The sequence below is a fragment of the Paenibacillus durus genome (assembly GCF_000756615.1).
GTDB lineage: Bacteria > Bacillota > Bacilli > Paenibacillales > Paenibacillaceae > Paenibacillus_AQ > Paenibacillus_AQ durus.
The window spans coordinates 4,425,680-4,448,471 of record NZ_CP009288.1; the positions used below are offsets into that span (position 1 = coordinate 4,425,680).

At 55.8% G+C, this 22,792-nt stretch carries 22 protein-coding genes; 1 reads left to right on the forward strand and 21 read right to left on the reverse strand.

Annotated features, from left to right (window positions below; all coding sequences use genetic code 11):
- Window positions 1-24: 24 nt before the first annotated feature.
- From PDUR_RS19250 to era, 6 genes are all read right to left on the reverse strand, one after another.
- Window positions 25-504 (reverse strand): YaiI/YqxD family protein, encoded by a 480-nt coding sequence (locus PDUR_RS19250; RefSeq protein WP_042207741.1) that lies wholly within the window; start codon window positions 502-504, stop codon window positions 25-27.
- A gap of 211 nt (window positions 505-715) precedes the next feature.
- Window positions 716-2,791 carry a glycine--tRNA ligase subunit beta gene (gene glyS / locus PDUR_RS19255; protein WP_042207742.1) on the reverse strand — a complete coding sequence of 692 codons (2,076 nt, stop codon included), beginning with the start codon at window positions 2,789-2,791 and terminating at the stop codon, window positions 716-718.
- Window positions 2,784-3,671 carry a glycine--tRNA ligase subunit alpha gene (gene glyQ, locus PDUR_RS19260; RefSeq protein ID WP_042207743.1) on the reverse strand — a complete coding sequence of 296 codons (888 nt, stop codon included), beginning with the start codon at window positions 3,669-3,671 and terminating at the stop codon, window positions 2,784-2,786. Before glyQ ends, glyS begins: the two co-directional genes overlap by 8 nt.
- Before the next feature lie 495 nt (window positions 3,672-4,166).
- Window positions 4,167-4,922 carry a DNA repair protein RecO gene (recO, locus tag PDUR_RS19265; RefSeq protein WP_042207744.1) on the reverse strand — a complete coding sequence of 252 codons (756 nt, stop codon included), beginning with the start codon at window positions 4,920-4,922 and terminating at the stop codon, window positions 4,167-4,169.
- Between the two features lie 36 nt (window positions 4,923-4,958).
- On the reverse strand, window positions 4,959-5,102 hold the full coding sequence (locus tag PDUR_RS28230) for a YqzL family protein (protein ID WP_081949591.1): 144 nt from the start codon (window positions 5,100-5,102) through the stop codon (window positions 4,959-4,961).
- Window positions 5,103-5,205: 103 nt separating this feature from the next.
- Window positions 5,206-6,099: a GTPase Era gene (gene era / locus PDUR_RS19270; protein ID WP_042207745.1), complete on the reverse strand. Its 894-nt coding sequence runs from the start codon at window positions 6,097-6,099 to the stop codon at window positions 5,206-5,208.
- Window positions 6,100-6,315: 216 nt separating this feature from the next.
- Between era and PDUR_RS28885 the strand changes: the two genes are divergently transcribed.
- On the forward strand, window positions 6,316-6,741 hold the full coding sequence (locus tag PDUR_RS28885) for a hypothetical protein (RefSeq protein ID WP_169744925.1): 426 nt from the start codon (window positions 6,316-6,318) through the stop codon (window positions 6,739-6,741).
- Here PDUR_RS28885 and PDUR_RS19275 read toward each other — a convergent pair.
- The 15 genes from PDUR_RS19275 to PDUR_RS19345 all read right to left on the reverse strand — a co-directional run bounded on the left by PDUR_RS19275 (window position 6,715) and on the right by PDUR_RS19345 (window position 22,740).
- Entirely contained in the window at window positions 6,715-7,176 is a 462-nt protein-coding gene (locus tag PDUR_RS19275; protein WP_269079221.1) for a cytidine deaminase, read from the reverse strand. The genes PDUR_RS28885 and PDUR_RS19275 overlap by 27 nt on opposite strands.
- 188 nt (window positions 7,177-7,364) lie before the next feature.
- On the reverse strand, window positions 7,365-7,760 hold the full coding sequence (locus PDUR_RS19280) for a diacylglycerol kinase (protein ID WP_042207749.1): 396 nt from the start codon (window positions 7,758-7,760) through the stop codon (window positions 7,365-7,367).
- Window positions 7,760-8,254 (reverse strand): rRNA maturation RNase YbeY, encoded by a 495-nt coding sequence (gene ybeY / locus PDUR_RS19285; protein ID WP_042207750.1) that lies wholly within the window; start codon window positions 8,252-8,254, stop codon window positions 7,760-7,762. Before ybeY ends, PDUR_RS19280 begins: the two co-directional genes overlap by 1 nt.
- A gap of 1 nt (window position 8,255) precedes the next feature.
- Window positions 8,256-10,514 (reverse strand): HD family phosphohydrolase, encoded by a 2,259-nt coding sequence (locus PDUR_RS19290; protein ID WP_042207751.1) that lies wholly within the window; start codon window positions 10,512-10,514, stop codon window positions 8,256-8,258.
- Window positions 10,515-10,528: 14 nt separating this feature from the next.
- Entirely contained in the window at window positions 10,529-11,500 is a 972-nt protein-coding gene (locus PDUR_RS19295; protein ID WP_042207752.1) for a PhoH family protein, read from the reverse strand.
- Window positions 11,501-11,506: 6 nt separating this feature from the next.
- A complete protein-coding gene (gene yqfD / locus PDUR_RS19300; protein WP_042207754.1) occupies window positions 11,507-12,697 on the reverse strand; it encodes a sporulation protein YqfD in 1,191 nt (396 codons plus the stop codon).
- On the reverse strand, window positions 12,694-12,987 hold the full coding sequence (gene yqfC / locus PDUR_RS19305; RefSeq protein ID WP_042207755.1) for a sporulation protein YqfC: 294 nt from the start codon (window positions 12,985-12,987) through the stop codon (window positions 12,694-12,696). Before yqfC ends, yqfD begins: the two co-directional genes overlap by 4 nt.
- A 242-nt stretch (window positions 12,988-13,229) precedes the next feature.
- Complete coding sequence (locus tag PDUR_RS19310) at window positions 13,230-13,844, reverse strand: hypothetical protein (RefSeq protein WP_042207756.1); 615 nt, start codon at window positions 13,842-13,844, stop codon at window positions 13,230-13,232.
- Window positions 13,845-13,875: 31 nt separating this feature from the next.
- Complete coding sequence (gene floA / locus PDUR_RS19315; protein ID WP_169744926.1) at window positions 13,876-14,871, reverse strand: flotillin-like protein FloA; 996 nt, start codon at window positions 14,869-14,871, stop codon at window positions 13,876-13,878.
- 62 nt (window positions 14,872-14,933) lie between these two features.
- Window positions 14,934-16,310, reverse strand: coding sequence for an NfeD family protein (locus tag PDUR_RS19320; RefSeq protein ID WP_233277400.1), 1,377 nt, complete (start codon window positions 16,308-16,310; stop codon window positions 14,934-14,936).
- A gap of 189 nt (window positions 16,311-16,499) precedes the next feature.
- Complete coding sequence (locus PDUR_RS19325; protein WP_042207760.1) at window positions 16,500-16,943, reverse strand: GatB/YqeY domain-containing protein; 444 nt, start codon at window positions 16,941-16,943, stop codon at window positions 16,500-16,502.
- 15 nt (window positions 16,944-16,958) lie between these two features.
- Window positions 16,959-17,132 carry a 30S ribosomal protein S21 gene (gene rpsU, locus PDUR_RS19330; protein WP_005547957.1) on the reverse strand — a complete coding sequence of 58 codons (174 nt, stop codon included), beginning with the start codon at window positions 17,130-17,132 and terminating at the stop codon, window positions 16,959-16,961.
- A gap of 139 nt (window positions 17,133-17,271) precedes the next feature.
- A complete protein-coding gene (locus tag PDUR_RS19335) occupies window positions 17,272-17,631 on the reverse strand; it encodes a histidine triad nucleotide-binding protein (protein ID WP_042207761.1) in 360 nt (119 codons plus the stop codon).
- 445 nt (window positions 17,632-18,076) lie between these two features.
- The gene (locus PDUR_RS19340; protein WP_042207762.1) at window positions 18,077-21,562 is read right to left on the reverse strand and encodes an AAA family ATPase; all 3,486 of its coding nucleotides are present in this window, start codon (window positions 21,560-21,562) and stop codon (window positions 18,077-18,079) included.
- A complete protein-coding gene (locus tag PDUR_RS19345) occupies window positions 21,559-22,740 on the reverse strand; it encodes an exonuclease SbcCD subunit D (RefSeq protein ID WP_042207763.1) in 1,182 nt (393 codons plus the stop codon). Before PDUR_RS19345 ends, PDUR_RS19340 begins: the two co-directional genes overlap by 4 nt.
- Between the last annotated feature and the right edge of the window lie 52 nt (window positions 22,741-22,792).

Below are 22,792 nucleotides of genomic sequence, written 5' to 3' on the forward strand. Positions count from 1 at the left end.
CCCTTGACAAATAAATAGTATTCGCTACGGCTGAACATTTTCCTGCAATAATTTCAAAAGTTTTGTCAGTTTATGTTGAAAAGTATTTCGATCCTCTGCGGTAAACGGCTTAGGCCCTTTGGAGTAACGGCCTCTCCGGCGCTCTTTCGCCCTGGCATGCCTGCCTTCCAGCATCATATCCATATTGGTCTCATCGTATGTCTGTCCCCTGAAAGAAAGGGCATGACATCCTTTAGCAAGCGCCAGAGCCGCAAGGCCGTAGTCGCCGGTCAGTACGACATCCCCGGATTTGATGTGATTGGCAATGTAGAGGTCGGCGCTCTGATCGCTGTTGTCTACATGCACGACTGCGACGCCTTCACCGCCGCGGAGTTCGTGAGCGTAGGACGATACCATGATCACCGGAACTCCAAAAGTGCGGGCGGTGTCCGCCGTTTCCCTCTTGACCGGACAGGCATCCGCGTCGACCACGATGGTTATTTCCCGAGCGTCTAAGCTTCCCATAGTCTGTCACCGTTTCCTGTGTAATATATATACGCGACGATCCCAAAAAATCCTGCCGATCCTTCCAATCTTAAAAAGCGTAAAATACGGAACAGTAGCCATAGCCTGCGCTTTTGGCACCATTCCGTATATTTATACCCTTAACCCGCGTTCTATACCACCAGACCTACATTTTCTTCAAAACGCAACGCATGCAGACTTAAGCCAGAAGCTACCAGACCAGTTTGCCAAAATCGGCGAAGCTCTTCAAATCGGCATCAATCCCTGCCAGCAGCGCAAGCCGGTTCCCCCGCACCCGCTCGTCCTCGGCCATGACCATGACCGAGTCAAAAAAGACGGTTATGGCATCGCTAAGTCCGGCCAGAAGGTCAAGCGCCGCAGCCGCATCATCCGCTTCCAGAGCTTTTTGGTAAGGCTGATGAATCGACTGCCAAGTTTCGTACAGCGCGCTTTCGGCCGCTTCGCCCAGAAGGGCGGAATCCAGAACGGCTCCGGTGGCTTTGGCCGCCAGATTGCTGACCCGGTTGAAGGAATCAACCGTATTCTTGAAATTCTCCTTGGACACGACGGCATCCGCCAGCGCCTTGCTTCTTGCAACAACGGCGACAATATCGTCGTAACCTGCGGCCATAACCGCATCGACCACATCATAACGCACATTGTCCGACAACAGACGCTTAACGCGCAGTCCGAAGAACTCATACAGGTTATTACGGAGTTCCTCAGCGGAAAGTTTCAAATTTCGAGTATTTTTATGAACTTGAACAGCGATTTCAAAAATATCGTTCAAACCGACCGGAAGTTCCTGCTCCAGCACGATCTGCACGATGCCCGCACTCTGGCGGCGCAGCGCGTAAGGGTCCTGAGAGCCGGTAGGGATAATGCCGATTGAGAAGCAGCCGACGATCGTGTCGATTTTGTCGGCAATGCTGACGATAGCGCCGGCTTCCGTGGACGGAGTGGCGTCTCCGGCAAAGCGAGGCTGATAGTGCTCAAAAATCGCCTTGGCCACCTGCTCATCTTCACCCGCTTTGCGCGCATAGTCCTCGCCCATCGTTCCTTGAAGCTCCGGAAATTCGTACACCATCTGGGTCACCAGATCGAATTTGCAAATGTCGGCCGCGCGGCTGACTTTCGCCGCCACTTCCGGCGCTGCCTGGAGCTTGCCTGCCAGACTGTCCGCGATCTGACGGATGCGGCGGACTTTGTCGGCGACACTGCCGAGCTCTTCATGATAAACAATATTTTCGAGCTTGGCCAGCGCGTCTTCAATCTTCAGCTTCTGGTCTTCTTCATAGAAGAACTTCGCATCAGACAGGCGGGCGCGGAGCACCTTCTCGTTCCCTTTGGCGATCGTCTCCAGATGTTCGGCATTTCCGTTACGGACAGTGACGAAATATGGAAGCAATTTGCCTTCAGCATCCAGTACAGGGAAATACCGCTGATGCTCCCGCATTGAAGTGATCAGCACTTCCTGCGGAATGTTCAAGAAAGCCGGATCGAACGTGCCGAACAGCACTGTCGGGGTTTCCACCAGGAACAGTACTTCTTCGAGCAGGTCTTCCTTGATCGCAATCGTCCAGTTTTTATCGGAAGCCAGCTTGTTGATTTGTTCGAGGATCAGAGCCTCGCGTTCCTTCACATCGGCAATGACATACTGGGACCGCAGGCTTTCAATATAATCGGCAGGCTGGCCAATGACCGCGTCGAACCCAAGAAAACGATGGCCACGGCTGACATTACCGGTCTTGACGCCTGTAATTTCAAAGTCGATACGATCGCCCCCGAACAGAGCGACCAGCCAGCGGATCGGACGGACGAACTTGAAGTCATACGCTCCCCAGCGCATATTCTTCGGGAACATCATGGCACCTACGATTCCGGTCAGCCCTTCGGCAAGAAGGGAAGAAGTATCGGCACCTTCACTGCTCTTGGTGACGTAAATATATTCGACTCCGCCCACTTCCTTAAAAGTGAACTGCTCCGGGGCAACACCCTGGCTGCGGGCAAATCCAAGCGCCGCTTTGCTCCACTCGCCGGCCGCGTCAAGCGCGATTTTGCGGGATGGCCCTTTGACCTCTTCACTGACGTCAGCTTGTCTTTCGGCAACATCCTTTACGAGAACAGCCAGACGGCGCGGGGTCGCGAACGACTGCACTTCTCCGTGCTCAAGACGGGAGGACTCCAGCCATTTTGCCGTTCTATCCTGAAGCTGCTCCATCGCCGCCCGGATAAAGCGTGCCGGAACTTCCTCCAGCCCGATTTCAAACAGCAGATCCTTAGTCAAGCTGAACACCTTCTTTCTTAAGCAGCGGGAAGCCGAGCTTCTCGCGTTCCTCCACAAAAGTTGCCGCCACTTGGCGGGCCAGATTGCGCACTCTTGTAATAAAGCCTGTACGCTCCGTTACACTGATTGCTCCCCGCGCATCCAGCAGGTTGAACGTATGCGAGCATTTCAGCACATAATCATAGGCTGGGAAGACGAGATGACGGTCCATCGCCCGCCGCGCTTCCTCTTCATAGGTGTTGAACAGGTTAAACAGCATTTTGACATCCGAGACTTCAAAGGTATATGTGGAATGTTCCACCTCCGGCTGATGGAAAACGTCGCCATAGGTCAAGCCGTCCACCCACTCCAGATCGAACACATTCTCCTTCTCCTGGATATAGGAAGCGAGCCGCTCCATGCCATAGGTAATTTCGACTGAAACCGGACTGGTCTCAATGCCGCCCACCTGCTGAAAATAGGTGAACTGCGTAATTTCCATCCCGTCTAGCCATACTTCCCAGCCGAGTCCCGCACAGCCGAGCGACGGGTTCTCCCAGTTATCCTCGACGAACCGGATATCGTGCTGCAGCGGATCGACGCCGAGCGCCTTCAGGCTGTCCAGATAAATCTCCTGAATATTATCCGGGGACGGTTTGATAATGACCTGATACTGATGATGCTGGTACAGACGGTTCGGGTTTTCCCCGTAGCGGCCGTCGGAGGGACGGCGGGACGGCTCGACATAAGCGACCTTCCACGGCTCGGGTCCGAGGGAACGCAGGAATGTCATCGGATTCATCGTACCCGCGCCTTTTTCCGTGTCGTATGGCTGAACGATAATGCAGTTCTGCTTCGACCAGAACTCTTGCAGCGTCAAAATCATCTGCTGAAAATTCATGTTACCGACTCCTTCGCTTAAGTTTGAGAGCAGCCGGATTTCGCTGCAGGCTTTGAGCCTGAGAGAATAAACCCGGCAAAGCGCTATTGCGATGGAGGCGGTGTTTATATATTCCGGAATGAAGAAGAAATGTTCTTTCGTTCCAGACCAAAAAACTCCCGCCCCCATGCCTGAAATTCAGACATAGGGACGAGAGCAATCATGTTCTCCCGCGGTTCCACCCTACTTGATTCCGTTCTTCACTGACTGCTGCCGGTGCTGACGAAATCCACTTTTCATGCTGCCGCCTCCGCACTCCCGGGTGCCGTTTCATGAGCGCTGCTTTACCGGGCTCTCACCATCCCCGGCTCGCTATGCCAAGCAATCGTTCACTACTTTCCCGTTCTACATGCGTGCCGACTTCAGCCAGCGGCGATCCTCTCGTTATTTGCCTTTAATCAGGCATACTCCAACAAGAAGAGACTGCTCCTATATTAACGGAAAATTCGGATTTCGTCAAATATTGTATTTATCAAGCTGATCCAGAAAGTTTTGCGACTTCAGCCGGAGACCGAGCTGGGCATCCATGAACGCCCGCATGATTTTTTTCAATTCTTCGCGCGTACTCTCCTTAACGTCCACATTGCCCAGGCGGGTCAGATCAAGCGCGGCGAACAGCCGGATCAGCTTTAGCGCTCGGGGCGATACTTCCATTGCCGGCGGGTCATTATGACGGCAGCTGCGGCATAGAGTGCCGCCCAGCCGCGGACTGAGCAGCAGCTCATCGTCCGCCCTCTCGCGCCCGCAGGCGATACAGGAATCCAATTGCGGACCGTAGCCGGCCGCTTGAAGTATTTTCATCTCGAACAGATTAATAATGACTCCCGGCTCCTTGCCTTCTTCCAGCGCATTCAGGCAGGCCGATAGCTGCCGGAACCAAAAGCTCCCCGTCTCCTCGTCATGCAGCACCCGATCCAGCAGCTCACAGGCATAAGAGCCGTAGGCGGCTTTAATCAGATCCTCCCTGATGGGATGATGGGAGTTAATAATCTCGCCGGAATTCAACGTACCGAGTCCTCCGTTATTCCTGAAAAAAACATATTGCCCGAGCGTAAACGGCTGGATCAAAGCAGCATGGCGGCTTTTTACCTTTTTGGCTCCACGGACCAGAACTCCTATCTTGCCCGCGTTCTCGGTGCAAAGTGTAATGATTGCATTCCCCTCGCCGTAGTCCATACTGCGGATGACGATCCCTTCCACCCTGTGTAGCATGCCTCTTCCCCCAACCACTCGGCAAGCAACCAGTTCTTACTTCGCTTCTTCGTCATAGACCTGCTCTTCTTCCGCCGCTGTCTCGGCCGCCGGACTCAGCGGTTCTCCCGCTTCCCGGTACAGCAGATAGGCATCGACATCACCAGTCATTGCAAAATACTTCCACGAAAAATCTCGCATTCGTATTTATCCCCCTTCGCAAAACACGATGTCTTCCTAAAGTAGGATGTGCGATGAGACGGGTTCTATCCTTGCAATTACTGGCAGTCATTTGCGGTGAAGATCACTGATCTTTGTGGAAGCCTAAATCGCGCAGAACGCGCTCCTGGTTGCGCCAGTCTTTTTTCACCTTAACCCAAAGCTCCAGAAACGTCTTGGACCCAAGCAGGTTCTCAATATCGGTACGGGCTCTTCTGCCAACTTCCTTCAGCATAGCGCCTTGTTTGCCGATGATAATGCCTTTTTGCGAATCCCTCTCGACAAAAATAACCGCAGAGATATGCACCACTCCGTTCGGCTCCGCCCGCATATCCTCAATGGCCACCGCAATGGAATGCGGCACCTCCTCGCGGGTCAGATGCAGGATCTTCTCGCGGATCAGCTCAGCGATAACAAACTGCTCCGGATGGTCGGTCACCTGATCCTCCGGATAATACTGCGGGCCTTCCGGCAGGTATTTCTGCAGCTGCTCCAGCAGGGTATTTACATTACTGCCTACCTTGGCTGAAATGGGAACGATCTCGGCAAAATCATGCAGCTTGCTATATTCCGTAATCAGCGGCAGGAGCGCCTCAGGTTCCAGCTTGTCGATCTTGTTCATCACCAGGATAACCGGCGTCTTCAGACCTTGAAGCTGCTCGGCGATAAAACGGTCGCCTCCGCCAAGCCCCTCGGCCGCGTCAATCAGAAACAGCACCGCTTCCACCTCGCCGAGCGTGCTCATTGCCGTCTGGTTCATGTAATCGCCCAGCTTGGACTGGCGTTTATGGATGCCGGGCGTATCGAGGAAGACGATTTGCGAATCGCTTGTCGTATACACCCCGTGAATTTTGTTGCGGGTCGTCTGCGGCTTGTCCGACATAATGGCGATTTTCTGCCCGATGACCTGATTCATCAGGGTTGATTTGCCTACGTTGGGCCTGCCGATTATAGCGACAAAGCCTGATCTGAATTTCATATGTGAGTTCTCCTTTTTAAAAATTTCGATCCCCCTAAATCCCCCTTAGCCAAGGGGGACCCCAAGGACCCCGCCCTCTGGACACCCGGAACTGGGCGTGCCTGCCACGGTTGGAGCGTTGAAGAGGGGGGCGGCGAATGACACGCTTACGTTCCCTGCGGTCACCCGCTCCGGTTGGTGCCGGGAAGAGCGGAGCGCGGAGTGATGTGCGAGCGTGTGCTGAGAGACTACGTGCAGGCAACCGCTGGCGGCTTTGCCGCTTCGCTTACACTTGCGCGAACCGTGCGTGATTCTGCGGCGGGGGTCCCTTCCACTGCGTGCGGGCAACGCTGGCGGCTTCGCCGCATCGCTTACGCTTGCGCGAACACGTGCGTGATTCTGCGGCGGGGGGGCCCTGCTACTGCGTGCGGGCAACGCTGGCGGCTTGCCGCATCGCTTACGCTTGCGCGAGCACGTGCACCTTCAGCGGCGGGGGTCCCTTCCACTTCCTGCGGACAACGCTGGCGGCTGCGCCGCTTCGCTTACGCACGCGCGAGCACGTGCACCTTCAGCGGCGGGAGTCCCCTTCCATTGCCTGCGGGCAACGCTGGCGGCTTCGCCGCTTCGCTAACGCACTTACTCTGGAGCCTGTCCCTGCCTTAACTCATCGGGGCCGAAAGCACCGGGCAGCAGCTCGCGTACGGTTGTTTCGCGAATGTCCCCTTTTATATTGCCCAGAATGATTTTCATGTCGGGATCACATAACTCAACGATGACTTGCCGGCATGCGCCGCAAGGCGTAATCGGCAGGTCGGTATCACCTACAACGGCAAGCGCTTTAAAGCTGCCGCGTTTATGTCCCTGGGCCATGGCGCTGAAGAGAGCGGTGCGCTCGGCGCAATTGGTAACGCTGTAGGCGGCGTTCTCGATATTGCAGCCATGATGAACTTGTCCGTCCTGATCCAGCAGAGCGGCTCCCACGCCGAAGTGGGAGTATGGGATATATGCTTTGGCGCGGGCTTTGATCGCCTCTTGCAGCAGCGTATTGGAATCCATAATTGTCCTCCTAAAAGTTTTGTTAGCAAGACTCCTTTGAATGTTCTTCGGCAAAACTTGCTTCGGAAGCGTTACTTAGTTTTGTCAGCATAGACTCCTTTGAGTATTCTTCAGCAACATCTGATTATAGGCTGCCCCGGCCGGTTGTAAAAAAAGCGGAGCAAAGACAAAGATGGCGGAACCGCCTAACGGCTTATCCGCCTTTTTGCGTATATAAAGTTGTATTCCGATTATGACATAAGTGCTGTAATCCAGTCTATCACCGGATGATAAAAAACATAGATGCCTGCAATGACGGCAAACACCGCCGCCAGAAACACAGCTCCAGCAGCGGTATCCTTTGCCGCTTTGGCCAAGGGGTGGACTTCCGGCGACACGAGGTCGACGACCGACTCGATTGCCGTATTAATTAGCTCGGCTACCAGCACGAGCGTGATCGCGAGCAGAAGCAGCATCCAGTCTTCAGGCGGTATATGCAGCAGTGCGGCGAACAGCAGCACGACGATAGCAAGGCAGGTGTGCACCTTCATATTCATTTCGGTCCGGAAGGCCTGTCTGAGCCCCTGGGCCGCATACCAGAACGACTTCCAGAAACGTTTGGGGCCTACCGCCGTATTTTTGGGCATCAGCGGGTCAACCCTACCTGCGACAGCACCTGCTCCTGCTTACCCATCATTTCCGCCTCAGAAGCCTCATCCTGATGATCGTATCCGAGCAGATGCAGGAACCCGTGCACGAACAAAAAGCCCAGCTCCCGTTCCAGCGAATGACCGTAATCGTTCGCCTGCTCCTTAGCGCGGGTAACGGAAATGATAATATCACCGAGCATATCGGGAAGTTCCTCCGCCTCATCCTCGCTAAGCTCATAGACAATTTCCAGCTCATCCTCTGCGGATTCGTTAAGGGCGAAGGACAGCACATCGGTGGGGCGGTCGATGCCGCGATACTCCTTATTAAGCTCATGAATCCGCTCATTATTGACAAAGGTCAGATCGACCTCGCCGGCGTCGATCCCTTCCAGCTTGCCCGCTTTTTCCAGTATGCTTTCCAGCAGCGAGATCAGCCGATCGCCGATTTCCATTTCTTCCTGCTCATTGTTCCAAACCAGCTGCAAGCTCATGCTATTCAACGGCCCCTTCCTCTTTTTTCGGCTTTTTCGCTTCCTCCGGGTATTCAATGCGCGAATGAAAAATGCCCATCACCGTTTCTTTCAGCGTCCGGGCGATAATATCCAGCTCTTTCAGCGTCAGATCGCATTCATCGAATTGATGATCGTCCAGCCGGCTCTTGATGATCTTCTCGACCATCGTCTCCACCTGGTTTACTGTGGGGCTGCGAAGGGAACGGACGGCCGCCTCCACGCTGTCGGCAATACCGATTACTGCGGACTCTTTGGACTGGGCCTTCGGGCCGGGGTAACGGAAATCATCCTCCGTGAAGTCGGGCTCTATCCCTTTTTCCTCCGCCAGCCGCAGCGCTTTATGATAAAAATAATGCAAAAAAGTCGTTCCATGATGCTGCTCCGCGATATCCCTGATCGGCTTGGGGAGCTTGTACTCTTTCAGCATTTCCACCCCGTCGCGCGCATGCGCGATAATAATCGATTTGCTCAGCTTGGGATCGATGGAGTCATGCGGATTCTCCATATTGTTCTGGTTCTCGATAAAATAGAACGGCCGCTTCGTCTTGCCGATATCATGATAATACGAACCGACCCGGCAGAGCAGGCCGTCCGCTCCGATCGCCTCGGCCGCCGCCTCCGACAAGTTGCCAACCATCACGCTGTGATGATAAGTCCCCGGCGTTTCCGTCAGCAGCTTGCGCAGCAGCGGATGGTTCGGATTGGACAGCTCGACCAGCTTGAGCGCAGACAGAATACCGAATGTCGACTCAAAAAAAGGCATAAGGCCGATGACCAGCACAACGGTCAGCAGGCCGCCGGCAAAAGCGAAACCGATGGCATACAGCGTATGAATCTGCTGCCATGCGCCGCTTCCCAGCAGATTTGTCATAAAGACGGTCAGCGAGCCGAACAGACAGACCATGATGCCGCCTTTTAGCAGTGTCGTACGCTGCCCCGCCCGATGGGTGGCGAATAAGGCTACATACGAAACGACCAGCGTAAAGAAACCATAGTTGAAATCAAAAATCGTATTCTGCTGCACATTTAGAATAACGCTGGCGAGTACGGCGAACAGAACGGAGCAGAAATAGGCAAGCGTGATATCCAGCAGCAGCATGACTAGCATCGCCCCGATGGCGACCGGCGCCAGGAAGCCCATAAACGGCCGCGTGTCGCTCTGCAGAAACGCTGCAAGACGCAACGATATAATCGTGATCAGAAAGACGAGAACCAGCATTACAAGCTGGGAATTATTGTACTTAAATCCGGAAGAGCCGGATGCGCCGGATTGCCGGATAAACATTAGCAGGCCGATCGAAAAGAGCGCCGCAAGGATGAGCAGTCCAAGCTGAGGCCAATAATCGACATTATTCCGCAGCAGGCCGTTCTCGTCCAGCAGTTGGTACAGCTCCGGGGTAATGGGCTCGCCTTTCTTGACAAGCACCTCGCCCTGCTCGATATAGACGGGCGGCGTATTTTCCCGGGCCTGGACTTTCGCTTCCTTGGTGGCGTCCTCATCATAGAATTTATTGGCTGTGATGGCGAGACGTGCGAGCTCCTGCACCACCTCGCGGGCCGTTCGCTGAGAGAGCGAACTGATGCTAACCTGCTCCGCTACCTTGGCGCGCGCAGCATCGGCATCGGTAATCTGGTCATTCATCAGCCTGCTGACGATATCACGGGCCACGGGCTTCATCTCGATGATGTCCTGCGAGGTCAACCTGGGTATTTTGATAAACGTCTCTTCCGGTATGGAATAGATTTGCTCCTTGATCTTCGACTGCATTTCATTCAAAAGATTATCCGAATAAGTTCCGCTGCTCCGGCTGGACGCAACGAAGCTCAATATGAAATCATTGGCCCGCTGCGGAATCTCCTCCCGGTAAATGGAGGTCTTGTCGCTTTGGGAAATGGTGTCGTCCTGATTGAGACGGTCGATCCGGTCCAGCAGAGAGGTTACGAGATTCTCCGCCCGGATCGGAATAATCTGATATTTCAGCGGCACGTTCTCCGCCGCTTGTTCCTGAGCCTTCAGCGTCGCCTTAGTGTCTTTAATCTGCCTAGGCGCCGTGATTTCCTTGGCGCTGAGCGTGTTTTCCTTGATGTCGTACCGTTTAGGCAGCAGATCCGGCGCCAGACTGAAATAGACCAGGATACCGAGCAGCAGAAATAGAGCATAGCGAGTCGCCCTGCTATACTTCCATCCGCTCACATTGTATGTGAATCCGCTGAATTTGGGCGGTTGCTTTGAAGCCATGGTGACAGTCCCCTTTATTCAAGGTTTTCGGCTGAGCGTTCATAGGCCACGATGATTTTCTGCACCAGGGAATGCCGCACTACATCCTGTTCCGCAAAATACACGAACCCGATCTCCTCAACGGAGGACAAGATCGTATTGGCCTCGATAAGTCCCGATTTCTTTCCCCGGGGCAGGTCGATTTGAGTTACGTCGCCCGTTATAACCATCTTGGAGCCAAAGCCAAGCCGGGTCAGGAACATCTTCATCTGCTCCGGCGTCGTATTTTGCGCCTCATCGAGAATAATAAATGAATCGTCAAGCGTCCGGCCGCGCATGTAAGCCAGAGGCGCAATCTCGATCAATCCGCGCTCCAGAGCCTTGGCTACCTGATCAGGCCCCATCACATCGTACAAGGCGTCATACAGCGGCCGGAGATACGGGTCTACCTTCTCCTGCAAATCTCCCGGCAGGAAGCCCAGGCTCTCGCCGGCCTCTACCGCCGGACGGGTGAGGATAATACGTTTAGCCGATCCTTCCTTCAATGCGGCAACGGCAAGCACAACGGCAAGATACGTTTTTCCGGTTCCCGCCGGGCCGATGCCGAATACGATATCCCGTTTCTTGATTGTCGTTACATAATGTTTTTGTCCAATCGTCTTGACCCGGATCGGTTTGCCGCGGAAGGTCGTGGTAATTTCGCCTTTGAACAGATCCAGCAGCTGATCAGCGCGAAAATCCTTCGCCAGCTCCACTGCATACTGTACGTCCCGCTCGCTCAGAATATAACCGCTTCGAACAAGAGAGAGCAGCGACTGGAACAGCTGTGCCAGCATGTCCACTTCCCGTTCACCGCCATGCACTGTAAGTTCGGCCTCGCGTGAATCGATACGGGCGGGAATTTCTCTCTCAATCAGCTTTAAGAAGCTGTCCTGCGGACCGAAAAGCGCCAGCGCTTCTCCCGCATTTTGCAAAGATATTTGTATGCTTGCAGTCTTATCTGACAAATAGCCTCATTCTCCTTGGTTGTATACTATCGGAAGTTCCTCCGTAATTCTCTCTTCCACTTCAAAAAGCACTTTCATATAAACTTTACCATTCTCTTTCTTCTCATGCAAAATTTTTTGGCTTTTGATGATGCTGTCGCTGCCGTAGCGGGCCGCAATATCAGCCTCTGCCAGAGCCATCCCCGCCTCCTTCGCCGCCTGCGGCGTCAGCGTCTCCCGAGTCTCCTTGACTTCCATTTCTTTCTCTGTCATCCAGCCGATCGGCAGCCGGATATTACGCCAAGTCAGCGGATCAAGCTCGGTCAGCGTACGTGACTCCTCAAAAGGCGATTTGCCGTATCCCCACAGCTGAACCGCCCATTTACCAAGAACAAAATAGCTTCTATCTTTCCGCTCTCCAGTATAAGCGGTATTCTTTTTTTGCAGCGGAACCTCGATATTATACTCATGCCATACAAGCCCCTTGACCTCCCCTTTGGCAACGACGGCCTGCCTATTTGCCTCATCGCCCAGAATCCCGGAAATAAGAACTTCCCCTTTTTTCACTCTCGCATTGCGCTGAACCACTGGCCTGCCCTGCTCGGCGTAGATGTCGGTGATAACCGCATCGCTGCGGCTGATGAGATGACGGGGGCTGTTAATCGGCTTTTTCTCCGGCAGCGCAGCTTCAACGATTTGAATTTTCACTGCTGTTCCGTTACGTTCGATCCCAACCCAGGATACGCCCGGGAGCCGCGCCGCCAGGTGCTTGGAGAGCTTGTCCGGAGAATCCATTCGCCATATCCATTGAAAAGGGTAAATCCCTTCCCGCCGGGCGGCATCCAGCACATCTTCCGAAGCCAGCCGCTTATTCCCCTCCACCCGAACACTCCAGACGAGAGAACACAGCAGCACCAAAACAATGCCAAACAGCACCAGACCTGCGGCAAAAAATTTACGCTTCCACAGCCTGGCCGCCACGAAAGGCAGTCCGATCCGTCCCGTTATATGCATCCTGCAGCCTGTCTGCTTCAGAAGCGGCCGGAGAGCATAGAAATCGTTCAGCAGCAGCCGCAGACTTACGCCGCTTCCGGTCGCTTTTACATTCCATATGACAATTCCGGCCTCGGTGACGGCATTAATCAGCCCTTCCACCTGTTCCCCGGAAATATGCAGCACAACAGTCCCCCGCAGCCATGACAGTGGCGGTTCCTTCATCGCTTCTCCCCGCTTTCCTTATATCTGATTTCCCCGATCACGCCCTCCACCGTGAGTTCCCTTCCCAGAATGGAAGTGATGACAAGGCCTTCTCCGGCAATTTCCAGCGATCCTTTCGAAAGCGCGAGCGTCAGCTGTCCGGGGGAAAAATTCAGCACGCCTCTATGGTTCTCAATGACCATTTCCTTGTTCCCGATAAGGGTGATCCGGGGCAGGTCGCTTAGCAGATCCTGCGGCAAATCCAGCATCCCGTTTGTCCATCCCCGCAGACTGCGGCCAATCCGGGTCATAAGTAGACGCTCCCCCTTCCTTTACTGTACACCTTATGCGCGAAGACGCTTATTTATGAAAGCCGGACGGTTTGAAATCAATTGGAAAGCAGGCGGCAAAAAAGGAAAAACGGGAGACCGCCGCAATCAGAGCTCGCCATCCTGGGTAGGCAAGTTGACTCTTTATTTTGCGGACGATACACCCGTTAGGATACATCTTCGTTCATTTGGTTGAAATTTAAAAAGAGGCGGTAAGGCGCAGCTCACAACCCGCCCGGACGGCGGGAGCTCATGGGCCTACGGGCGCGCGGAGGGCCGAGAATTTCCGCCCAGATGAGTCCGCTGCGCAGATCGCTGCCTGCGACTAGAGACGGCGAACTCTGCGAAGACGACGCCGCCGAGCGGGATTTCGGTCCGGCTCCGCCGTCTCCTCCCATATCGTCCGAGATCCGGTCCAGCGCGCGGTGGACGCGTTCCAGTTCCTGCCGCATACGCTCCTGCCGGATCTCGACCCCGTCCATTTCTTCAGGCTGCTCCATCGACGTCCCTTCTCCTGACATGTAATCAGGAGAAGGGAACAGAGCTGGCTCTGGAAACGCAGGCGCCGCACCCGGTTCACGGCCCTCGTCCATCTGCGGTTCTGCCTGCCGGGAGGATGGAGCGGGGACGGGGAAGCCGCTGTTACGCGGTTCTGCCGCTCTCCCGGAATCCGGCTGGCCGGCTCTTGGACGGCGATGGGGCCCCTCGCCCGGACCGCTGCCAAAGGGCGGCATTCCGCCGCGAGGGGATCTTCCGTTTTTGTTATTATTTTTGCTCGCCTTGTTTACTTGGGACACAATCGCGAAAATAATAACCGCAATGACATAAATCCAGCTCATGGGGTCTCATCTCCCCTACTCGTTGTATTCATTATTTATTCTTGGAACCGTCGTTATCCTGATCGCCCATCTTGCCGAGCGAACCGCGCATCTGAGTATCGGCTTCGATATTTTTCAGATTCATATAATCCATCACACCGATTTGACCTCCGCGCAGCGCTTCAGCCATAGCCAGAGGCACCTGGGATTCGGATTCGACGACCAAGGCCTTCATCTCAACGACACGGGCCTTCATTTCCTGCTCCTGCGCAACGGCCATCGCTCTGCGTTCCTCGGCCTTCGCCTGGGCAATCCGTTTGTCTGCTTCGGCCTGTTCTGTCTGCAGGTAAGCGCCAATGTTCTTGCCTACATCCACATCTGCGATGTCGATGGACAGAATTTCAAACGCCGTCCCGGCGTCAAGCCCCTTCTGGAGCACGGTGCGGGAGATCGAGTCCGGATTCTCCAGAACGTCCTTATGCGAATTACTTGAACCTACTGTCGTTACAATGCCTTCGCCGACGCGGGCGATGATCGTCTCTTCACCCGCGCCGCCGACGAGCCGATCGATATTGGCACGAACGGTAACGCGTGCCTTGACCTTTACTTCGATCCCGTCGCGGGCAACGGCAGCCACGGTAGGCGTCTCGATTACGCGCGGGTTAACGCTCATCTGCACCGCTTGCAGCACATCGCGTCCAGCCAGATCAATCGCAGCCGCACGGGTGAATTCCAGCGGAATATCGGCCCGCTGCGCAGCGATCAGCGCATTGACGACACGGTCGACATTGCCCCCCGCCAGATAATGGCTTTCCAGTTGGTTGATGTTAAGACCCAGGCCCGCCTTAGTTGCTTTAATCAAAGGATTAACGATCCGGCTTGGCGTTACACGGCGCAGCCGCATGGCCACTAGTGTAATAATGCTGATTCTAACACCGGAGGCCAGAGCCGAAATCCACAGCATAACCGGAAAGAAGCTGAGGAAGACGCTCAGAGCAATGATCACGACGACGGCGATCAGCAGGATGGTTATTAAGGATGCTTCCATTGTTATATCTACCCTTTCTGCCTATAAATATTGAATAACACAAAACACTTCCATAGTTTACCTTATTCCCGGGTTTCCTTCACCACAATTTTGCCGCCTTCCACTTTGACAACGGAAATGGGTGTATTCACGCCGATGAATCCGCCTTCGGTGACCACATCAAGACGTTCGTCTGCGATTAGGGCCGTGCCTGCCGGACGAAGAGGTGTTATGCTTACGCCTCTCTGGCCTACGAGATCCAGCTTCTCGGGGGTAGGAATGAAGCCCTGTTCCTTGCTCAAGCTGTCACTGAGAATGAACCGGTTCCAGATGCCCCGGTCCCTAAAGGCTACCGCCACAATGATAATGACCACCACAGCAGCAGCAAAGGCAATGCCCAAGCTGAACAGCGCATGCGTAAAGCTGTAGGCTGCTCTTACGACGCCCGCAATCAGACTGATGGAGCCGAGAACGCCCAGAATGCCAAAGCTCGGTACGAACAGCTCAAGCACCATCAAAACGAGGCCAACGATGAACAGCAGCCAAGTCTCCACGCCGGCAAAGCCCGCCACATAGTTGCCGAAGAAATACAGGACAAAGGCCAGCGTTCCAACGATTCCCGGAATCCCGAATCCGGGTACAAGCAGCTCGATGACCACTCCGGCGATCCCGATAAACAGCAGAACGGTCATGACGACGGGATGGGTCAGAAATTGCGACAGCTTTTCCGCACTGGTATGCTGCACCCGGAAAATGTCATCGGTTGAATAACCCATCCACGAAGCCGCAGCCTCCGGCGAATCCTTTACGGCATCGGCGTATCCCGCTTTCAGCGCCTGATCACTGGTCAGAGCGATAATCTCTCCCTTGCTCTTGTGGACGCCCAGCTCAGGCTTGTCGACGACCATATTGATATCCGTCATTCCGGCCGCGATATCCGGATCGCGTCCATTCAGCGCCGCTGCTCCCGCCATTTTTGACTTCCAGAACGAGACCAGCTTGGCATTATCTACGCTTCTGCCGCTTCCGTCGACAAGCGAAGCCGACCCGATCATACTGCCGGGCTTCATCACGATTCTTTTCGCATTCAGCGCGATATAGCTGCCCGCAGACGCCGCATTGCCATTGATGAAGGCAAGGGTAGGAATTTCGCTCTCCCGGACCATTGCCCCTATTTGTTCCGCGCTGTCCACCAGCCCGCCGGGCGTATTGATTTCCAGCACAATCAACTTAGCGCCGTATTTATCCGCTTCCTGAAATCCCCGCTTCAGGAAGCTCTCCAGTCCCCGTTCGATCTCCTGATCCACAGGCAGAATAAATACCGGGCCTTGGCTCGGTTCGCCGCCGCCGGCCGTCCCGGCTGGAGTGCCGGAGGCCTGGACCGTTACGGCTCCAAGCGGAACGAACAGCAGCAAGAACAGAGCGCAGACGGCCAGAGCGATTTTTCGCAAACCCGTCACAGGCATATCCCTCCGATCTACTAAAGCTAGTTTCGATCATTTTTCTGGATAATATAATATTCGGATACATCATGTTAATACGAAATAGAAGGTTATGCGTTTCAAGGACTTTACTTCCAGCCATACCGCCAAACCTGTACTTATGTAGAAAAAGAAAAACACCCCTACAGAAGGAGTGTTCAACTTATGTTATTGCAGAAATTGCAGAACCGCCTGGTTCACGAGTTTACCGTCAGCGCGGCCTTTGACTTTCGGCATCAGCGCGCTCATCACCTTGCCCATATCATTTTTCGAAGAAGCACCGGTTTCCTGGATGGTCTGCTGTACAATTACCTTAATTTCTTCTTCGGAAAGCTGTTCGGGTAGATATTGTGCTATAATCTCGATTTCTGCTTTATTGCTTGCAGCAAGCTCGTCACGACCCGCTTTTTCAAATTCTTGGAGGGCATCTTTGCGCTGTTTGATCTCACGACTAAGGATATCAAGCACTTCGTTGTCGTCTAATGTTCTCTTAAATTCTATTTCAAGATTCTTTATCGTCGAACGAACCATTCGAATCGTGGAGAGTTTGAACTTGTCCTTACTCTTCATCGCCTGCTTCATATCTTCGTTCAATCGTTCGCTAAGATTCATGCTTGGGTAATCCTCCTAAAACTTTCTCTTACGAGCAGCCTCAGACTTTTTCTTGCGCTTAACGCTTGGCTTTTCATAATGCTTGCGTTTCTTCACCTCAGCCAAGACGCCATCTTTAGCGATGGAACGTTTAAAGCGACGAAGTGCAGCATCAATTGTCTCGTTTTTGCGAACTTTCGTTTCAGACACCAGTTTTCCCTCCCTCCGACCAGACCGTCCAAGAGCATAACACGGTTCATCAAATTTCATTATAGGTCAAACCGAAATAGAGTGTCAACCTTAAGCCCATTCTTTTTTTGTAAAGAGCCTATATTTCCCGGTTTCTCTCTTAGGCGTGGGATGTAGAATTGCCGATCAGCGCGCCCAGTTTCGCTCCCCCGACAAGATGATAATGCAGATGTTGAACAGCCTGACCGCTGTCCGGTCCGCAGTTATTGATCAGACGATACCCGGTTTCCGCGATGCCCAGTTCCTTGGCAATTTGCTGCGCCACGCTGTGCATTTCTCCGATCAGCGGCAGATCCTCGGGAGCCACCTCGTTCATCGACGGAATCGGTTTCTTGGGAATAATCAGCACATGCACCGGAGCGGCGGGCTCGATATCATAAAATGCCAAAATCCGTTCATTCTCAAACACCTTGTTGCAGGGAATGCTTCCCTCGATAATTTTGCTAAAAATGGTTTCCATACAGCAGCTTCCTCCTAAAGGATATTTGAAGCACCCTTTCCCGCATGGGTCTGGGCGGTCTCTGACGATAACCGGACTCTCGGCTCATTGGCAAAATACACCCAGCCAAGACCGTCGTCGCTATCCATTTATCATACAGGAATTTGCTCTTCTTCGAAAGCAACGCGTCAGGCGTCTGGAAAAATACGGATGATTACATGCGAATTCGCGGCGCTAAAGCTGTATCAGATACAGCGGAAACAAAATTCCACTCATCTCAGCAAATAGGCAAAAAAAAAGAAACACCCTTCACAGCTGATTAAGCTGATTCGGCGGCGGACGTATGAAAAGGAATCATTTCCCTGCCATACGTCCGCCGAGGTGTTTCAAATGATGTCGGCTTAGCTGTATTATAACAGGGGGGTAATACTGTCTCTGTGACAGTTATCACAACCCCCCATCCATTTTAATTCTTTTCCAACATGATGCTTGAACCCCCTCCGCCCGGTGAAGCAGGGACCACAACCAACTTCCGGGCAAGTCTTGCCCGGAGCTCCGGGACGTGGCTGATAATACCAACCGACAGCTGGTCGTTATGCAGCCGTTCAAGCGATGTGATCACGGTATCGAGCAGTTCGGGGTCCAGCGTGCCGAAGCCTTCGTCCAGGAAGAAAAATTGCAGCGGATACTGCCCGCGAAGCTGAATCTGCACAGACAGCGCCAGCGCGAGCGACAGCGAGGTCAGGAATGTTTCTCCTCCCGACAAAGTGGATACCGGCCGCTTGACCCCTCCGTTTCCGTCGTCGCGTATAACAAAGCCGCCTCCGGAGTCAACCTCCAGCGAATAGCGCTGTCTGCTCAGGAAGCGAAGACGCTGAGAAGCCGCCTGGCATACCTGCATCAACTGCTCCTCCGCGATATATTCAACAAAAGCATTGCCTCGCAGGCAGGACTGCAGCTTGGACAGCCTGCTTTGCAGGCTCTCATGCCCGGCGCGCAGGCTTTCCAGCTCACTCCAGCGGATATGTCTCTGCCGCAGATCCTCCAGATCACGCTCTCCGCGCGCTTTGGCCTGCAGCGCCGCTTCATCGTCCTCCTTGCACTGCCGGAGCTCATTCTCGCAGTCCCGCCACTCGTCCTCGGTCACCGCGTCGCCGCCGAGCCTCTCTTCGATGTGACGAAGCTGCGCACTGACCTCCGCCTCGCCGTCACGGTGCGCCCGGACACGCGTGGCAGCCGCCTCGCGTTCCCCGGCATCCAGCGCCGCTTCTTCGGCTTCAGCGGCTGAATCGAACGATGAAGAAGCAAGGCTTTCTTCCCAGTTCGCAGCCGCGGCGGCGCAGTGCTCGCGAGCGGAATCCGCTGCCTGGCGTGCGATCGCCGCCTCTCTGGCATCCTGCTGCGCCCTATCCGCGGCAGCGCGGTTACGGCGCCTGCCTTCCTCTGCGGCCGTCTGCAGCTCCTGCAGACGCCGCTCGCATTCCGCCAGAAGAGAACGGGCTGAATGCCCTTCCGTCCATTGCAGCAGCCGCTGCTCTTTCTCGTGTAAGAGCTCCTCTTTGCCCGTATGCTGCGCCGTCCAACCAGCCAGTTCCTTATCCAGCTCGGCGATTCTGTCCTGCAGCAGCTGGACGGAAGCGCTCTTCTCGTCCAGAAACTTCACACTGATGTCCAGCCTGCCTCTGATTTCCTCGGCTTCTTCATCCTTGCGCCGCAGCTCGCGGTAGGCGTGCTCTGCTTCGCCCGGCGCAAGCTGCGGAAACCGCCGCTCCCATTCCTGGCGCATAACCGTAAGCTGCCGCTGCAGTTCCTCCGTCTTAACCGCCGTTTGCTCCTTCCAGCTTCGCGCGGCTTCGGCTTCGGCGGCTTCCTTAAGCTGACGCTGCTGCGCCTGCCGGTCTTCCTCCTGCCACTGTACCGCCCGGCGCCGCAATTCCCGCGAGCGGCTCTGGAATCCGGCAAGCTGCACTTCAAGCTCCGCTATGGCAGCTTCTTCAGGCCATGCGGAAGAGGCTGTGTCTTCAGCGGCTAATAAGCCGGTAACCGCTGCTTGGCCCGAGGCCGCTGCAATTTCGGCTAAGCCGGGGATCGCTTGCCCGATTTCGGCCGGCGAAGCATCCTCAGCGCCGGGAGTCCCGGAGAGGGAGCCGGATTCACCATACACCTGCTCCAGCCAGACGCGGTCCTGCTCGCGCAGGCTCCGCAGCAGGCCGCGCGCCTCAAGCGCGCGCGCCGTCAGCGCCTTCGCATCCTGAAGCTTCCGCTCCTCCGCCTGATCTTCTTCGCCGCCCTTAAGCGATGCCGGCGCCGGATGATGCTCACTGCCGCACACGGGGCACGGAGCCCCGTCCCGCAGCTCGCGGGACAGCGCCAGCGACAGCCGGTGCAGCTCCCGCTCCCGGAGCGCGGCTTCCAGCGCCGCGCCAGCTTGCTCCAGACGCCCGGCGACGGCGGCTGCAGCCTCTTCCGCGGCCGCCGCCCGCTCCAGATGCAGGGCGGCGTCCCGCGCGGCGGCCGAGCGCGCTTCGGCCAGCCGCGCAGCTGCCGTCTCGGCCTCCGCGAGACGGCCTTGAACCGCGCCGAGCGCAGCGGCGCGCTCGCGCCCCTCCCGCTCCGCCTGCTCCCACTGGGACTCGGCGGAGCGCAAGCCCTGCAGGCTCTGCATCGCTTCCTGCAGAGCCTGCCGCTCCTGGGAGCGGACCTCGAGCGGCTGCAGGCTGCGCTGCAGCTCCTGCTGCCGCTTTTGGCCTTTGGCCAAAAGCTCCCGCTCCCGGGCCAGCGTCTCCCGCGACGCTTCCAGCCCGCGGGAGGCCTCCGCCTGGCGCTCGGCCAGCTCCGCGAGCGTCTGCCGCAGTCCGGCCAGCTCGGCTTCCAGCTCGAGCGCCTGGCGCAGCCGGCCCTCCCGCTCACGCAGGGCCGGCTCTTCCGCAGCAAGCGCCTCATGCGCTTGCTGCTCGGCCTCGGCGGCGCGGGCCGCCTCCTGCTCGGACACCGCAAGCTGCGCCTCCAGCCGCTCCGCTGAAGCGGCACGGGTGCGCCAGGTCTCCTCCGTGCTTCGCCATGCCTTCAGCGCTGGTGCAATCTTGGCGGCTTCGTCGCTCTTAAGCAGCCGCAGCTCCATCGAGGCAATTTGCGCTTCCTGCGCCCGGAACTCCAGCAGCTTCATCTCCCGGCGGGAGCGTTCCTCCTGCAGCTCACGGATTTTGCCGAACCGCTCGGCCTGTCGGGACGCCGCCTCCAAGCGCTCGCGGCACTTCGCGGCGCGGCGTACAGCCTCCGCAAGACGCTCCTCCGCCGCTTGCACATCCTCCGCCCCGGCGCTGCCCAGCCCCTGCTGTTCGGCTTCCAGTGCGCGCAGCGCCGCCTCGTTTTCTTTGACCCGGCGGCTGAGCTTCAGCGCCAGCTGGTCGCCGTACTGTTCCAAGTGGAACAGGCGCTGCAGCATCTGTCTGCGGTCCACGCCGCGCAGCGACAGAAATTCGGCGAACTTGCCCTGCGGCAGAACGACAGCCCGGGTAAAATCGTCCATTTTAAGGCCGATTTTGTCTTCAACGCAGCGCGTCACCTCCGCAAGCTTGTCCGCCATCACAGTTTCTCCGTCCGGACCTATTTCAATAAAACGGCTCACCGTATTGCTAACAGACTGCTCGCCCGTCCGTTTGAATCTCCGCTCTACCCGGTAGCGGCGCGGCCCGTGGGAAGTACTCAGCTCGAAGGTGAACGCCACGGCAAGAGTATCCTCGGAATGGTTCATAATTCCCTGCGTCCCGTTCACGGCGCGTTCTACCTTGCCGTACATCGCTAGGGTAATGGCATCGAGCAGGCTCGATTTTCCGCTGCCCGTTGGCCCGAAAATGCCAAACAGCCCGGTCTCGCACAAGCTGAGGAAATCGATCTCCTGACTTTCCCGATAGCTCTGCAGCCCGCTCACTTTTAACAGTATCGGCTTCATTGGGTCTCCTCCGCTTCCTGTCCGTCACGTTCTTCCTCCGCCAGCTCCAGAAACAACTCCACAAGGCTGTCTTCCGGCTCAGCTCCACCGGTCTGCCGCTGGTAGAACCTTCTGAACAGCTCATGCACCGGCATGCGGGAGCGAAGGGTCGCTTCCAGTTCACGTTCCATCTCCGGATAGACCGGACGGATATGTACAATACCTTCCCGAGCTTTGCGAAGCCGCTGGATATCTCCCATCGACAACGCCTCGCTTAAGCGGATTCTCAGATCAATAAACGCATTGGCGTCCCTGCCCTCGTCAAGCCACCGGTACACTTCATCCAATCCCCCCGCGCAGTCCCACTCTACCAGAGGACGGCCGCAGCGCAGCAGAATTTCTTCCGGCTTCGCCTCCGCTCCCGGCGAGAGTTCCAGAAGCGTCACGGACTTGGCCTGGCCCGCCTCCGAGAAGCTGTACGCCAGCGGAGAACCGCTGTATCGGATAACCCCTTCTCCCTTGACCTTCTGCGGACGGTGAAGATGGCCGAGCGCTGTATACTGCGCGCCGCATGCCAGCGCCGAAGGATCCACGGTATACGCCCCGCCGACCTGAATCGGGCGCTCAGAGTCGCTCTCCACGCCGCCCAGCACATAAATATGGCTCATCGCCAAATTGACCGTGTCTGGCGTGAATTCCCGGGACAATAGCTTCATCAGTCGGCCTACGCGCGCGCTGTAAGCGAGCCGCAGACCAGCTTCGTCGCTGTCTTCGGCCAGCAGCTCGCCAAGACGGGCTTCGGAAGGGTACGGAAGTGCCGCTATACGCGCGGTTTCCCCGGTCCGGGCGATCTGGACCGTCACCGGATCGGCTGCGGGCAGACCGACAAGGGTAATGCCGTGTCCGAAGACAAGCGGGGATACGGAGGATACGCGCTCAGGCTGATCATGGTTGCCTGCGATAACGACCAATTGCCTTCCCCCGGATGCAAGTCTTGAAGCCGCTTCATAGAATAACTGCTCAGCCGCAGCCGGAGGATTGACGGAGTCATAGACGTCGCCCGCCAGCATAATAAGGTCAGCACGCTCCTCATCGGCAATGGCGACCAGTTCGTCAACGAACGCCTCCTGCTCCTTCTGCCTGCTTCTTCCTTCCAGCGTACGGCCCAAATGCCAGTCGCCCGTATGCAAAATCCGCATCTTCCGCCTCTTTCCTGCCCCTACCCGGGCGAATGTAAAATTTCACAAACAT

Coding starts and splice junctions, on each gene's coding strand:
- recO (WP_042207744.1), bottom strand. CDS start 4,922: ATGCTACACAGGGTGGAAGGGATCGTCATCCGCAGTATGGACTACGGC.
- PDUR_RS19310 (WP_042207756.1), bottom strand. CDS start 13,844: ATGAGCTGGATTTATGTCATTGCGGTTATTATTTTCGCGATTGTGTCC.
- PDUR_RS19325 (WP_042207760.1), bottom strand. CDS start 16,943: ATGAATCTTAGCGAACGATTGAACGAAGATATGAAGCAGGCGATGAAG.
- floA (WP_169744926.1), bottom strand. CDS start 14,871: ATGGAAGCATCCTTAATAACCATCCTGCTGATCGCCGTCGTCGTGATC.
- era (WP_042207745.1), bottom strand. CDS start 6,099: ATGAAATTCAGATCAGGCTTTGTCGCTATAATCGGCAGGCCCAACGTA.
- yqfD (WP_042207754.1), bottom strand. CDS start 12,697: ATGAAGGAACCGCCACTGTCATGGCTGCGGGGGACTGTTGTGCTGCAT.
- PDUR_RS19340 (WP_042207762.1), bottom strand. CDS start 21,562: ATGAAGCCGATACTGTTAAAAGTGAGCGGGCTGCAGAGCTATCGGGAA.
- PDUR_RS19290 (WP_042207751.1), bottom strand. CDS start 10,514: ATGGCTTCAAAGCAACCGCCCAAATTCAGCGGATTCACATACAATGTG.
- PDUR_RS19335 (WP_042207761.1), bottom strand. CDS start 17,631: ATGGAAACCATTTTTAGCAAAATTATCGAGGGAAGCATTCCCTGCAAC.
- yqfC (WP_042207755.1), bottom strand. CDS start 12,987: ATGACCCGGATTGGCCGCAGTCTGCGGGGATGGACAAACGGGATGCTG.
- PDUR_RS28230 (WP_081949591.1), bottom strand. CDS start 5,102: ATGCGAGATTTTTCGTGGAAGTATTTTGCAATGACTGGTGATGTCGAT.
- PDUR_RS19280 (WP_042207749.1), bottom strand. CDS start 7,760: ATGCCCAAAAATACGGCGGTAGGCCCCAAACGTTTCTGGAAGTCGTTC.
- PDUR_RS19345 (WP_042207763.1), bottom strand. CDS start 22,740: ATGCGGATTTTGCATACGGGCGACTGGCATTTGGGCCGTACGCTGGAA.
- ybeY (WP_042207750.1), bottom strand. CDS start 8,254: ATGAGCTTGCAGCTGGTTTGGAACAATGAGCAGGAAGAAATGGAAATC.
- glyQ (WP_042207743.1), bottom strand. CDS start 3,671: ATGAATTTTCAGCAGATGATTTTGACGCTGCAAGAGTTCTGGTCGAAG.
- PDUR_RS19250 (WP_042207741.1), bottom strand. CDS start 504: ATGGGAAGCTTAGACGCTCGGGAAATAACCATCGTGGTCGACGCGGAT.